At 75.7% G+C, this 12,271-nt stretch carries 12 protein-coding genes and 1 pseudogene; 4 read left to right on the top strand and 9 right to left on the bottom strand.

The features are described 5' to 3' along the window. Positions 1-129, top strand: a pseudogene (locus ACIQBJ_RS30430) (electron transfer flavoprotein subunit alpha/FixB family protein); the annotation flags it as partial. Positions 130-232: 103 nt separating this feature from the next. Here ACIQBJ_RS30430 and ACIQBJ_RS30425 read toward each other — a convergent pair. Together ACIQBJ_RS30425 and ACIQBJ_RS30420 are read right to left on the bottom strand one after the other, a co-directional pair. Beyond that, positions 233-574: a DUF5713 family protein gene (locus tag ACIQBJ_RS30425; protein WP_400716924.1), complete on the bottom strand. Its 342-nt coding sequence runs from the start codon at positions 572-574 to the stop codon at positions 233-235. Positions 575-645: 71 nt separating this feature from the next. Continuing rightward, positions 646-1,680, bottom strand: a complete 1,035-nt coding sequence (locus ACIQBJ_RS30420; protein ID WP_400716922.1) for an Acg family FMN-binding oxidoreductase — start codon at positions 1,678-1,680, stop codon at positions 646-648. Between the two features lie 197 nt (positions 1,681-1,877). On the opposite strand from ACIQBJ_RS30420, the gene ACIQBJ_RS30415 reads away from it, so the two are divergent. Continuing rightward, on the top strand, positions 1,878-2,759 hold the full coding sequence (locus ACIQBJ_RS30415) for a RimK family alpha-L-glutamate ligase (protein ID WP_400716919.1): 882 nt from the start codon (positions 1,878-1,880) through the stop codon (positions 2,757-2,759). Between the two features lie 56 nt (positions 2,760-2,815). On the opposite strand, the gene ACIQBJ_RS30410 is transcribed toward ACIQBJ_RS30415, so the two are convergent. Beyond that, positions 2,816-4,042: an ROK family protein gene (locus tag ACIQBJ_RS30410; RefSeq protein WP_400716917.1), complete on the bottom strand. Its 1,227-nt coding sequence runs from the start codon at positions 4,040-4,042 to the stop codon at positions 2,816-2,818. A 180-nt stretch (positions 4,043-4,222) separates the two neighbouring features. Here ACIQBJ_RS30410 and ACIQBJ_RS30405 point away from each other — a divergent pair, with 180 nt between their 5' ends. Next, positions 4,223-5,227 carry an aldo/keto reductase family protein gene (locus tag ACIQBJ_RS30405; protein ID WP_400716914.1) on the top strand — a complete coding sequence of 335 codons (1,005 nt, stop codon included), beginning with the start codon at positions 4,223-4,225 and terminating at the stop codon, positions 5,225-5,227. 108 nt (positions 5,228-5,335) lie between these two features. Here the strand turns inward: ACIQBJ_RS30405 and ACIQBJ_RS30400 are convergent, their stop codons facing one another. Further along, positions 5,336-7,369, bottom strand: coding sequence for a SpoIIE family protein phosphatase (locus ACIQBJ_RS30400; protein WP_400716912.1), 2,034 nt, complete (start codon positions 7,367-7,369; stop codon positions 5,336-5,338). A 126-nt stretch (positions 7,370-7,495) separates the two neighbouring features. Continuing rightward, on the bottom strand, positions 7,496-7,900 hold the full coding sequence (locus ACIQBJ_RS30395) for an SHOCT domain-containing protein (RefSeq protein ID WP_400716910.1): 405 nt from the start codon (positions 7,898-7,900) through the stop codon (positions 7,496-7,498). A 165-nt stretch (positions 7,901-8,065) separates the two neighbouring features. Here ACIQBJ_RS30395 and ACIQBJ_RS30390 point away from each other — a divergent pair, with 165 nt between their 5' ends. Beyond that, positions 8,066-9,328, top strand: coding sequence for a threonine/serine exporter ThrE family protein (locus ACIQBJ_RS30390; protein WP_400716907.1), 1,263 nt, complete (start codon positions 8,066-8,068; stop codon positions 9,326-9,328). Between the two features lie 70 nt (positions 9,329-9,398). Here the strand turns inward: ACIQBJ_RS30390 and ACIQBJ_RS30385 are convergent, their stop codons facing one another. The 4 genes from ACIQBJ_RS30385 to ACIQBJ_RS30370 form a co-directional block, all read right to left on the bottom strand. After that, positions 9,399-10,430 carry a hypothetical protein gene (locus ACIQBJ_RS30385; RefSeq protein ID WP_400716904.1) on the bottom strand — a complete coding sequence of 344 codons (1,032 nt, stop codon included), beginning with the start codon at positions 10,428-10,430 and terminating at the stop codon, positions 9,399-9,401. Positions 10,431-10,602: 172 nt separating this feature from the next. Continuing rightward, complete coding sequence (locus ACIQBJ_RS30380; protein ID WP_400716902.1) at positions 10,603-10,971, bottom strand: hypothetical protein; 369 nt, start codon at positions 10,969-10,971, stop codon at positions 10,603-10,605. Positions 10,972-11,023: 52 nt separating this feature from the next. Next, positions 11,024-11,656, bottom strand: coding sequence for a ubiquinol-cytochrome c reductase iron-sulfur subunit (locus ACIQBJ_RS30375; protein WP_400716899.1), 633 nt, complete (start codon positions 11,654-11,656; stop codon positions 11,024-11,026). Next, positions 11,653-12,270 carry a 4Fe-4S dicluster domain-containing protein gene (locus ACIQBJ_RS30370; protein ID WP_400716896.1) on the bottom strand — a complete coding sequence of 206 codons (618 nt, stop codon included), beginning with the start codon at positions 12,268-12,270 and terminating at the stop codon, positions 11,653-11,655. The genes ACIQBJ_RS30375 and ACIQBJ_RS30370 overlap by 4 nt, the downstream gene beginning before the upstream one ends. Position 12,271 lies beyond the last annotated feature (1 nt).

The following is a 12,271-nucleotide window of genomic DNA, read 5'->3' as shown; positions in this document are numbered from 1 at the left end:
ACCAGCAAGACCATCGTCGCCGTCAACAAGGACCCCGAAGCCCCCATCTTCGACCTCGTCGACTACGGCATCGTCGGCGACCTCTTCCAGGTCCTCCCCCAACTCACCGAGCAGGTCAAGACCGGCTGACACCCCGTCACCGCAGCCGAAGGGCGCGACCGGCTCCGGTCGCGCCCTTCGCGCGTGCTCCCGAACGGCTTGCTCCGGGCCGGGCAGGGCCTGGCAGGGCCGGTCACCAGTCGCGCGGGGCGATCAGGTCCTCCGAGTCGGCGTCGGGGAAGCCGTAGGCGCGGGCGATCTCCCGGAAGTCCGCGCCGATCTGTTCGCGGGCCACGGTCTCGATCTCGCTGTCGGCGTCCTGGAGTTCGGCGTCGAGGTCGTTGAAGCGCTCGGTGGCGGCGTGCGTCAGCACGTACAACTCGTCGAGCGTGCGCGGCCGTTCGGCCTCGATCCGCTCGCAGAGGGCGCGCAGGATGCCGCAGCCCTTCTCCACCAGGTGGGCGGGGTAGTACCCGTCGCCCGCCATCGCCCGCAGGAAGGCGTACTGCGCCATCCGCTCATCGGTGACCGCCACCGGGCCGCTCCGTCCGTTCGGGGATGTGTCCGGACCGATCATCCCCCGGGGCACCGACAGCGGCCGCCCGGTCAGACGACCGGGCCACCCAGCAGGTCCTCGACGTCCCGGCGCGGGGTGGCCGCTCCGGGCGGGCCGTAGCCGACCCGCAGCACCACCTGGATCGATCCGGTGCCGGGGCCGCCGTCGGGATCGCGCAACGCGCCGCGGGTGTCGGGCAGTTCGACGGCCTGGTGCAGGACCGACACCCGCAGGCCGCGGGCGGTCGCCAGCAGCCAGACCCGTTCCATCGCCTGCCCGGCCCGCAGCCAGTCGGCGGGGGTGTCGCCCGCGGTGGCGACCGTCGCCACCTGCGGCAGCGCCTCGAAGCGCTCGGGGTGGTCGGGGCCGTGCCCGGCGAAGTCCCGGACGGGAACCCGGGATTCGGGGTCCTGCGGGCCGAGCGCCCGCTCCGGGATGCCGTCGGCGGCGGGCTCCTCGCGCAGCCAACTCCCGGTCTCCGCGCGGCGGGCCGCGTCCCCGGCGATCCGCGCCTCCGCCTCCGCGGTCAGCGCCAGCACCCGGCGGGCCCCGGCCTCCTCCAGGAACTCCAGCACCGCGCCCTCCGCGGCGGCCGCGGCGATCAGCTCGCCGACCACCGCCTCCGGCACGTCCCGGTTCCCGAACGGCTCCCTACTGGAGTGCCGCCGCCCGATCGCGTCCGCCAACTCGGCCGGCGGGTACGGCACTCCGCGCGGACCGAAGCGCAGCACCGCGACGGGCCGCTCCTCCGCGCCCGCCCCGTCCGTCCCGTCTGCCCGGTCCGCCAGGTCCGCCCGGTCCGGCAGCAGTTCCGTCCCGACGGGCAGGCCGTTGCGGGCCGCGGCGGCCCGCAGGTTGAACAGCGCCGCGCCCACCGACACCAGCAGCGCGCGCCCGTCCGGGTCGGCCAGCGGCACCGCCCGCGTCCGGTCGGCGAACACCAGCACGCCGGAGCCGTCCTCGGCCGAACGGAACCGCCAGGGCTGGCTGTTGTGCAGCGAGGGCGCCGCGCCCGCCGCCGCGACCAGCTCCCGCAGCTCGCCCGCGTCCAGTACCTTCCCCGCCCCTGCTGTCGCCCCGGTCATCGCGGATCACTCCTCGGGCCCGTCCTGCCTGGTCTTCCTGCTCCGAGCCTCCGCCCGGGCCCGCGCCGCCGGTAGGGCCCAAAGGCCCGCCCCCGGACGACCACCGGCCCCTGTCCGCGCCCACTCCCACCGGCGGCACCCGCCCGCCCGGCAAACCCGTTGACAGCGGGCTGCTACGGGTACGTAACGTGACCCGCATGAGCACCCGCATAGCCCTGCTGACCGGCCGCACCATGCCCCTCGACGTGCCGGAGGACGAACTCCTGCTCCGGGCCCTGACCGACCGCGGCCTGAGCGCCGACCTCGTACCCTGGGACGAGCCCGCCGACTGGTCCGGGTACGGCCTGGCCCTGGTCCGCACCACCTGGGACTACTCGCAGCGCCACGAGGAGTTCCTGGCCACGCTGCGGGAGATCGGCGGGCGGACGAAGCTCCGCAACCCGGTCGGCCTGGTCGCCTGGAACAGCCACAAGGGCTACCTGCTGGAACTCGCCGCCGCCGGCGTGCCCGTGCTGCCCACCCGCCTGGTCCCGGCTGGCGCCGACCGGGATCAACAGGCCGACGCGCTGGCCGCGTTCGGCACCGGCGCCGCCCTGGTGGTCAAGCCCGCCGTCTCGGTCGGCGCCCGCGACACCATCCGCACCACGGCCGACGCCCCGGCCGCGGCCGCCCACCTGGCGGAGCTGACCGGGTCGGGGCGCGACGCCCTGGTCCAGCCGCTCGCCGAGTCGGTCCTCACCCGTGGCGAGACCTCGCTGGTCTTCCTCGGCGGCGAGTTCAGCCACGCCGTCCGCAAGGCCGCCGCGCCCGGCGACTACCGCATCCACCAGTACCTCGGCGGCACCGTCCACCCGCACGACCCGTCCGGGGCCGAACTCGCCGCCGCCGAGGCCGCGTTGGCGGCCGCGCCGCACGCCGGTCAGATCGAGTACGCCCGGGTCGACCTGGTCCTCGACGCGGCGGGCGAGCCGTGCCTGATGGAGCTCGAACTGATCGAACCCGAGCTGTTCCTGTTCCAGCAGGACGCCGCGCCCGCCGGCCGCTACGCCGCCCGGATCGAGGCCCTGCTGACCGACTGACCGACCGGCCCCACGACGCTCCCGGCCCTACGACGCTCCCGGCCCGGCGGCGCGGCTCAGGGACCGGCGGTCCGGCGGACGAACACCTCCAGCCGGGCCGCCTCCAGCGCCGTCGCCACCGCGCCCAACAGCACCGCGTCCTCGCCCAGTTCGCTCGCCACCAGCCGGGGCCGCAGCACGCAGACCCGCCGCAGCGCGTCCTCCAGCGGCGGCAGCAGCAGGTCCGCGCTGCGGCCCAGGCCGCCGCCCAGCACCACCAGCTCCGGATCGGCGACCGCCGCCACCACCGCCACGGCGAAGGCGAGTTGCTCCGCCTCGCGGGCGACCGCCGCCAGCGCCGCGGGCTCCCCGGCCCGGGCCGCCGCGAACACCTGCGCGGCCGTCGACGCCCCCGCCAGCCCGCGCCGCCGCGCGTCCCGGACCACCGCCCCGGCGGCCACCAGCCCCTCCAGCTCCGCGCCCTGACCTTCCGTCACTCCTTCTCCTAGCCAGGGGAGTTGCAGCATGCCGATCTCCCCGGCCGCACCGCGCGCCCCCGTCCACAGCTCGCCGCCCCGGACCAGACCGACACCGAGGCCGGTACCGACCAGCAGGTACGCGAAGACCGAACTCCCCCGCCCCGCACCGTAGGTGTACTCGCCCAGGGCCGCCAGGTTCGCGTCGTTGCCGACCTCCACCGGCACGCCCAGGCCGTCCCCGATCCGGTCGAACAGACCGGGCCGGGCCCAGCCCGGCAGGTGCGCGGCGTGCCGCACCACCCGGCTGCGCGCGTCCCACACCCCCGGGCTGCCGATCACCGCCCGGACCACCGCCCCGTCCGCCAACCCGGCGTCCGCGACCGCCTCGCGCGCGGTGGCGACCAGCGCGTCGGCGACCGCCGCACCCGTCCGGCCCCGGTTCGGCACGTCCCGGCGTGCCACCACCCGGCCCGCCAGGTCCGCGACCGCGACCCGCAGCCGGGCCCGGCCCACGTCCACCCCGAGCACGTGCCCGGCCGCCGCGTCCGCCCGGTACAGCACCGCCGTCCGGCCCCGCTCGGGCGCGAACGTGCCCGCCTCCCGGACCAGTCCGGCCGCCGCCAGCGAACCCAGCGCCGCCGACACCGTCGGCTTCGACAGGCCGGTGTCCCGGGCCAGTTGGGCCCGCGAGGACGGGCCGCCGGTGCGCAGCAGCTCCAGCAGCAGCCACTCGTTGTTGCTGCGCAGCCGCTGCCGGCTCCACCGGGCGGGCTCCGGCGGCACCCCGCCGATCCGCCGGGGCTCCGGTTCCTGCGGGTGGTCCACGGCCTCATCCTCCGCTCCGGCGACCCCGCCCGCCCCTCCGGCGGCGCCGCCACTGAACGTCCACGACCGGGCCGCGCACCAGGCACGCGCCCCGCACCGCCCGGCATCGGCCCGCACCCGGCACCCGCGGCACGGCGATGGTATCCGCCGACCGGGCCCGCCTGACGTACCGTACGGACCATGGAATTCCGCCACCTGGGCCGCAGCGGCCTGATCGTCAGCGAGATCGCCTACGGCAACTGGCTCACCCACGGCTCGCAGGTCGAGGAGGACACCGCGGCCGCGTGCATCCGCGCCGCCCTCGACGCGGGCATCACCACCTTCGACACCGCCGACGTGTACGCCGAGACCCGCGCCGAATCGGTGCTCGGCCGCGCCCTCAAGGGCGAGCGCCGCGAGGGCCTGGAGATCCTCACCAAGGTGTTCTGGCCCACCGGCCCCGGCCGCAACGACCGCGGCCTGGGCCGCAAGCACGTCATGGAGTCCATCGACGGCTCGCTGCGCCGCCTGCAGACCGACTACGTCGACGTCTACCAGGCGCACCGCTACGACCCCTCCACCCCGCTGGAGGAGACCATGGAGGCGTTCGCCGACGTGGTCCGCTCCGGCAAGGCGCTCTACATCGGCGTCTCCGAGTGGACGGCCGGGCAGATCCGGGCCGGGCACGCGCTGGCCCGCGAACTGCGGGTGCCGTTCGTCTCCAGCCAGCCCCAGTACAGCGCGCTGTGGCGCGTCATCGAGGGCGAAGTCGTGCCCACCTGCGAGGAGTTGGGCATCGGCCAGGTGGTCTGGTCGCCGATCGCACAGGGTGTGCTCACCGGCAAGTACCGGCCGGGCGCCGAACCGCCGGCCGGCTCCCGGGCCACCGATGACAAGGGCGGCGCCAACTTCGTCGCCCGCTGGCTGCGTCCCGAAGTCCTGGAGCGCGTCCAGCTGTTGGGCCCGCTCGCCGAGGAGGCCGGGCTCTCGCTCGCCCAGCTCGCCGTCGCCTGGGTGCTGCAGAACCCGAACGTGTCGGCCGCGATCATCGGCGCCTCCCGGCCCGAACAGGTCACCGAGAACGTCAAGGCCGCCGGGGTGAAGCTGGAGCCCGCACTGCTCGCCCGGATGGACGAGATCCTCTCCCCCGTCGCCGAGTTCGACCCGGCGAAGACCGCCGAGAACGCCCCGAAGGCCCGCCCCTGACGGACCCCGCCCCGGGGCTCTGACCCCTCTGCCCCGCTCCTGCTCCTGCTCCTGCTCCTGCTCCTGCTCCTGCTCCTGCTCCTGCTCCGCTGCCTGTCCGGTCGGCGTTCACCGCGGCCGGGCAGGCGGCGGGTCGGGGCGGAAGGCGACGACGGCGATGTCGTCGCGGACGTCGGCGACCCGGCCGACCAGGTGGTCGCAGAGGTCGGCGAGCGGGCGGTGGCGGGCTTCGGCGGCGGCCGCGCAGAGTCGGGCGATGCCGTCGCCGAGGTCCTCGCCGGGGACTTCGACCAGGCCGTCGGTGTAGAGCAGCAGGGTCTCGCCGGGGGCGACGGGGTGGCGGTGCGTCACCCGGGGGCGGCGCGGGTCGACGCACAGCGGGACATCGGCGTCCTCGGCGGCCAGCAGCCGGGGCGGCCCGTCGACGGGGACCAGGACGGGCGGCGGGTGGCCGGCGTTGGCCCACTGGAGTTCCCAGCCGCCGTCCGCGCCGCGCCGCACCAGCCGGGCGTGCACCGCGGTGGCGAAACTGCCGACGCCCAACCCCTCGGCGGCGGTGTCGAGTTCGCGCAGGGTGTCGGCGGGCGTGTGGGCGTGGGTGCGGGTGTAGGCGATGGAGCGCAGCATCGCGCGCAGCTGGCCCATGGTGGTGGCGGCGGCCAGGTCGTGGCCGGCCACGTCGCCGATGGTCATCGCGAGCGAGCCGTCGGGCAGCGCGAAGGCGTCGTACCAGTCGCCGCCGACCTCGGCGTTGCGGCTGCCGGGCTGGTAGCGGGCGGCGAACGCGGCGCCGCCGATCTCGGGCGGGGTGGTGAGCATGGCGCGCTGCAGGACGACGACGGCGTGCCGGGCGCGCTGCAGGGCGAGGGCCTGGCGCAGCGGGGCCTGGGCGCGTTGCAGGACTTCGTGCTGGAGGTCGATGTCGGCGGGTCCGGGCGGCGGGGCGTCCTCGCAGCACGCGGTGGCGGCGAGGGCGACGACGGCGCCGTCGACGACGATCGGCAGCAGGGTGAGGGCGGTGGCGCGGGTGGCGCGCAGCCACCGGGCGGAGATGTCGGGGACGGTGCCGTCGGGCAGTTTTCCGGCGGTGAACCGGAACTGTGCGGGGCGGCGGTCGGAAACCGCTTTCCGGGCGTGCTCGCCGAGGGTGAAGGTCTGCCGTCCGAGTGGGGGCAGCGGGGGCAGTCCGGGGCGGGCGACGGCGGCGATCCGGGTGGCGACGACCCGGCCGGCGGCGGCGTCGGGTTCGGGCAGCAGGTAGACGGCGCAGACGTCGGTGAGGTCGGGGACGAGGGTGGCGGCGAGGGCGGCGAAGGCGTCCTCGGCGCGGTCGGCCTCGGTGACGGCGCCGGCCCGGGCGAGCAGGCGTTCGCGCAGGCGGTTGCGCCACTGGTCCTCGATGTCGGCGGTGGTGCCGATCCATTCGGTGCCTTCGCCGTCGCGGACCACGGGGACGGCGCGGGAGCGGACGTGCCGGTAGCCGCCGTCGGCGGAGCGGACCCGGAAGGTGTGCTCGAAGACGGCGGGCAGTTCCAGGGCGGCGACCCAGCGGGCGGCGACGCCCGCGCGGTCCCGGGGGTGGACGGCGTCCAGCCAGTCGGCGTCGACGGTGGCGGGGAAGGGGCGGCCGGTGAGGTCCTGCCAGCCGGGCACGAGTTCGCTGGTGCTGCCGTCGGCGCCGACGACCCAGACCATCCGGGCGGCGGCGGCCGTCAGGGCCTCGTAGCGCTGCAGGGCGTGCAGGCGCTCGGCGGAGAGGCGTTCCGCCTCCAGGGCGGAGTGCAGTTCGGCGGTGGTGTCGATGGCGGCGGCGAGGACGCCGGGGCCGTGCCGGGTCGCGGCGGGCGAGCAGGAGTACACGAAGTGCCGGTGGGTGGCGCGGCCGGCCCGGCAGCCGAGGGTGCGGTGCGCGGTGACCTGCCGGGCGGTGCCGTCGGCCAGGACGGCGTCCAGGGTGGCGAGGAGGCGGTCCGCGCCGGGTTCGGTGAACACCTGGTGCGCGGGCCGGTCGAGCGGGCGGTCGCCGAACAGGTCGCGGAAGGCGTCGTTGTAGTAGACCAGCCGGTGGTCGGGGCCGGCGGTGAGGGCGATCGCGACGATGGCGCGGTCGAACACCTCGGGTGTCAGGTGCGGTGGCAACACCCGGTGGTCCTCCTCCCGCCCGCCCGGGGGCGGGGCGTCGGTGTCGCTCCGATGCCTGCGGCCCGGGCCGGTGCGGGGGTTCCGCACGGGTCCGGGCCGTCGGGGCCGGTGTCGGTGCCTCTGCGGTCAGGCGAGCAGCTTCTGCTTGGCCTGCCGGAACTCCTCCTCGGAGATCGCGCCGCTGTTCTTGAGGTCGGCGAGTCGGGCGAGTTCGTCGACGTGCCGGGGGCCGGCGTTCCGGTCCTCGGTGCCGGCGGCTTTTCGGATGTAGTCCTGGAAATCGCTTTCCGCCTGCACGGCGAGTGCCCGGTCGCGCTGGCCCATCTCCTTGCCGCGGGCGATCAGGTAGACCAGGACGCCGAGGTACGGGAGGAGGATCACGAAGATCGTCCAGCCGGCCTTGCCCCATCCGCCCATGTCGTGGCTGCGGAAGATGTCGGTCAGCACCTTGAAGAGCAGGAAGAACCAGAGGATCCAGAGGAACAGCCAGAGCATCGTCCAGAACAGGTTGAGCAGCGGATAGTCGTCCATCGCCCGGCTCCCTTCCACAGGTCGTTGCACAGGTCATACGAGTGGTATCACCGCCGTTCGGGCGTCGCACTTCGGCGGGCGGCCCGGTCCGGGTCGGGCGACGATGGGACGGACGAGGTGGCCTGGTGCGGCCAGGTGTCAGGTTCGGCGGCCCGGGAGGCACGGATGGACGGCGCGCGAACGGTCCGGGCGTCCGGGGCGGGCGAGGTGACGCCGGACCGGCTGACGGCGCTGCTGGCCGAACTGACCCGGATGCTGCTGGCCGCGAGCGGCGAGGGCGCGTCGGAGTTGGAGCACGCGGTGGCGGGGGTCGCGGCGGGCTTCGGCGCCCGCACCTCGATGGTGCTGGTGCCGGACGGCGCGACCCTGACGGTGCTGGTCGGCGGCGAGACCCGGACCGTCGCGGTAAGGGCTTTCCCGGACGTCGCGCGGCTCGACAAGGTGGCCGCGCTGAAGCCCTGGACCCGGGACGTCGGGCGGGGCCGGTACACCCTCGCCGAGGCCGAGCGGACCCTCGCCGCGATCGACGGCTCGCCCGCGCCGTACCCGTGGTGGCTGAAGGGCCTGGGCATCGTGCTGTTCTCGGTCGGGTTCGCGCCGCTGATGCAGCCCACCTGGTACGAGGTCGGCAGCACCGCCGCCCTGGCCCTGGTCACGGCCGCGCTGGCGCTCGCGGCGGGCCGGTGGCCCCGGCTGGCGAAGGTGCTGCCGCTGGTCGCCGCGACGGCCGTGTCGGTGCTGGTGCTGGAGGTGTTCGCCCGGACGCCCGCGCACGGCGGCGCGGTGCTGCTGATGCTGCCCGCACTGTTCTACTTCGTGCCCGGCGACCTGCTGTCCGCCGCCGCCACCGAACTCGCCGCCGGGTTCGTCACCACCGGCGCGATCCGCCTGGTGTACGCGGCGTTCCTGCTGCTCCAGCTGTACCTGGGCGTGATGCTGGGCGTCTACGCGACCGGCGGCGACACCTCGGCGCTGTTCGACCTCGCCGCGCACGCCGACCTGCCGCGCTGGGCGACGTTCCTGTCCTGGGTGGTGTTCACGGTCGGCACGGTGCTGGCGTTCGCGGTCCCGTGGCGGCTGCTGCTGCCGCTGCTGGCGACGGTCTACCTGACGGTGGGGGTGCAGTCCGCGGCGACGAAGCTGGTCGGCGAGGTCGGCGGCACCTTCGTCGCGGCGGCCTTCCTCGGGGCCCTCGCCACCGTGCTCGCCCGGCGGCCGGCCGCGCCGCCGCGGCTGCTGCTCGCCCTGCCCGGCTTCTTCACCCTCACCGTGGGCTCGCTCGGCATGCGCGGCCTGACCAGCCTGGCCGGCGGCCATCCCGTGCGGGGCTTCCACGACCTGCTGTCCATGGTCACCACGGTGGTCGCGATCGCCGTCGGCCTGCTGTTGGGCGCCGTCCTCGCCCAGCGCCCCCGCCCGCTGCCCTGACGGGCCGCCCGCCGCCGGGCCCGCCCGGGCACCCGTCCGGGTTCCGGGGGGGGCGGCCCGGCGTGGCCCGCTACCGCGCCGTGGCCCCGTAGCAGGGCAGGTCCAGGGCGGCCGGGTCCATCGCGGGCAGCCACTGGCCGTTCCTGGGGAGCACCGGCGTCAGCACGATCCCGGGCGGGTCGGCGCGCAGGGCGGCCCGGTAGCGCAGCGGCCGGTGCGGGGCCGGTCCCCCGTCCGGCGTGCCGTCCCGCCGCTGCCGGGCCTGCTCGTTCAACGCGAGGTAGGCGCGGCCCAGTCGGGGTTCCCAGGCGGCGAGGTCGTACGGGTCGGCGGGGACCAGGTAGCGGGCGCCGGCGTCGATCAGCAGGACGACCAGGCGGGCGATCGCCGCGGGACGGTCCAGGCCGGCCGGGACGCGGTCGAGGGCGTCGGCGAGGGCCCCGGTGACGCGGAGCAGGGCCTCGTTGAAGTCGAGGCTGTGCTCGCCCTCGGCCTGGATCAGCACGGCCCGGGACTCGCCGGTGACGGCGAGGAAGCAGGGGTGCCGGCTGCCTTCGGCCGGGCGGTCCGTGTGGTCGTCCCAGACCACGGGGGTGTCGCCGAGCCGGGCCCGGGCGGGCCAGTCGATCCGGCCGTCGGGGCCCACCGCGGCGGTGCCGAGCGGGTGTTCGGCGACGGTGAGGATCTCGATCCGGGCCGCGACCACGGTGTCCGGCCGCGGGTGGAGGACCAGCCTCCCGGCCGCGCCGTCCCAGTGCAGGCCGCCGGTGGAAACCTCGGCCGGGGTGGTGGTGGCGAGCGGCAGCGGCCCGACGGGGTGGGCGGCGTCCATCCGCCCGAGCGCCACCGGCACCAGGGCGGCGGCCCGCAGGACGGCCTGCCGGTCGGGGAACGGCCGGTGCTGGACGGGGTCGGCGACCGCCGCCCTCGGCGGGGCGGCCTGCTCCGGCAGGACCACCTGACCCGGCCGGACGGCCGCGTCCGGCAGGGCAGTTGTGGCCCAGGGGACGGCGACGGTCCCGTCCGGACCCGGGGTGATGGTGGGCCCGCCCGGTCCCGGGGCGGTGCCGATCCGTCCGATCACGCCGATGTGCTCGCTCATGCGCTGTGCCCTTCCCGCGCCCCGCACGGCGCGTTCCCCCGCGCGGCACGGACCGGGTCCGGTCGGTGCCGCGCTCTGTCCCGGCGCTCGCCTCGGGCGGCCGGGGGACAGCGTACGGGGCGTCGGCCGCTCCCGGCGAGGGGTGCGCAAGGGGCGGCCAACGGCACCCGGTTCAGCGGTCGTTGGGCGAGATCCGCCAGGCCAGCAGGACGACCAGGAAGGACGCGGCGCTGAATCCGGTGCACCACCAGGCGGTGGCGACGTGGCCGCGCATCCAGGCGTCGGTGGCGACCGTCAGGGCCCACAGCTGGCCGATCACGATGGTGATGACCAGGGCGAGCCGGGCGGACAGGATCGCGGAGCGCTCCGGCTGCTGGTCGGTGCCCGCGCCGGGGCCGGGGCCGGTCGCGGTGACGCGGGGGTCGGCGTAGCCGGAGGTCGACCGGATCTGCGGATACCGTTCGTGGACGGGCCGGTTGAGCCGGGGCTCGTCGCTGCCCGGGTGGTAGTCCTCGGGGTAGTGGCCCTCGGGAACGCTCATCGCCCACCTCCGCAGCTTTCTTGACGGCACGTCAATTCACTTTCGGGGATGGTCATTTGCCGCTCTTCCGGCTCGCGCAGCCCGCCCGGTCGGCGAGTTGCGGGTCGCGTTGGCGCAGACCCCGGCACAGGCCCTCCTGCTCGTCCTCGCCGGAGCGGGCGGTGCCGACCGCCCAGACCGCGCCCTGGGCATCCTCGACCATCACCACCTTGGGCAGCGGGCGGGGCGGCGGGCCGCCGGTGACCTCGCCGGTCCGGGAGTCGAACTTCCCTTCGTGGCAGGGGCAGTAGAGGTCGCCGTCGGTGCCCTCGTCGCGCCGCCAGAGCACCCCGCAGGCGAGGTGGGTGCAGACCGTGGAGTAGCCGACCAGGGTGCCGTCGGGCAGCCGGATCGCCATCGCCCGGTCGTCCTCGCCGGGGTAGTCGAAGCTGATCGCCTGGCCGGGCTCCAGCCGGTCGGCGACCTTCACCGCGCCCGCCTCGCCGTCGCCGTGGCGGTGCAGCACCCCGGCGGAGACGACGGTGGAGCCGACCACCAGGCCGCCGGAGACGGTGGCGACGATCCGCAGGTAGTCGCGGCGGGTGGTCAGCGGGTCGGCGCTGATCCGTTCGCGCAGCGCGGCCCGTTCGGCCCGGCGGCCGTCCTCGGCGCCGTCCGGCTCGGGCGGGTTGACGGGGCCGCTCACGCCGGTACTCCGTTCCCGGGCGTGGGCCGCCCGTTGACCTCGATCAGGTTCAGCATCCCGCCGGGGACGGGGGTGCGGCGCTCGGCCGGCACCACCATGGCGACGCCGGTGGAGACCGTGGTGTCGCCGAACGCGAACAGCGTGGAGACGTCCACGCCGGGGCGCTCGGCCTGCAACTCCTCGACGGTGCCGTAGAACAGCGCGCCGGTCGGGCAGACCGTGGCGCACATCGGCGCCAGCCCGTAGGAGGTGCGGTCGTAGCAGAGGTTGCACTTCATCTGGAGCTTGGCCTCCAGATCGATCTTGGGGACGCCGAACGGGCAGGCGCTGACACAGTTCGCGCAGCCGATGCAGCGGGTCGGGTCGGCCTCCTGGACGACGCCGTCCGCAGTGATCAGGATCGCCTCGGCCGGGCAGACCTCGGCGCACGGCGCGACCGGGTCCTGGCAGTGCATGCAGACGGTCGGCAGCGAGGCCACCGAGCGGCCCTCGTCCGGGTAGTCGAGGTGGATCATCGACTTGCCGCGGTGCGAGTCGCATTCGCGGCACGCCGACACGCAGGCCTGGCAGCCGATGCAGCGGCCGGGGTCGATGAAGATGGTGCGTCCCAGCATC

Origin of the sequence: Kitasatospora sp. NPDC088391, from assembly GCF_044753345.1 — a bacterium.
In the GTDB taxonomy this organism is placed as follows: Bacteria; Actinomycetota; Actinomycetes; order Streptomycetales; family Streptomycetaceae; genus Kitasatospora.
This window is presented reverse-complemented; position numbering and strand designations above follow the sequence as displayed.

What these genes read in the sequence shown, in the direction of transcription:
- ACIQBJ_RS30420 (WP_400716922.1), bottom strand. Translation starts at nt 1,680, where the DNA reads ATGACCGGGGCGACAGCAGGGGCGGGGAAGGTACTGGACGCGGGCGAG.
- ACIQBJ_RS30415 (WP_400716919.1), top strand. Translation starts at nt 1,878, where the DNA reads ATGAGCACCCGCATAGCCCTGCTGACCGGCCGCACCATGCCCCTCGAC.
- ACIQBJ_RS30405 (WP_400716914.1), top strand. Translation starts at nt 4,223, where the DNA reads ATGGAATTCCGCCACCTGGGCCGCAGCGGCCTGATCGTCAGCGAGATC.
- ACIQBJ_RS30395 (WP_400716910.1), bottom strand. Translation starts at nt 7,900, where the DNA reads ATGGACGACTATCCGCTGCTCAACCTGTTCTGGACGATGCTCTGGCTG.
- ACIQBJ_RS30390 (WP_400716907.1), top strand. Translation starts at nt 8,066, where the DNA reads ATGGACGGCGCGCGAACGGTCCGGGCGTCCGGGGCGGGCGAGGTGACG.
- ACIQBJ_RS30385 (WP_400716904.1), bottom strand. Translation starts at nt 10,430, where the DNA reads ATGAGCGAGCACATCGGCGTGATCGGACGGATCGGCACCGCCCCGGGA.
- ACIQBJ_RS30380 (WP_400716902.1), bottom strand. Translation starts at nt 10,971, where the DNA reads ATGAGCGTTCCCGAGGGCCACTACCCCGAGGACTACCACCCGGGCAGC.
- ACIQBJ_RS30370 (WP_400716896.1), bottom strand. Translation starts at nt 12,270, where the DNA reads ATGCTGGGACGCACCATCTTCATCGACCCCGGCCGCTGCATCGGCTGC.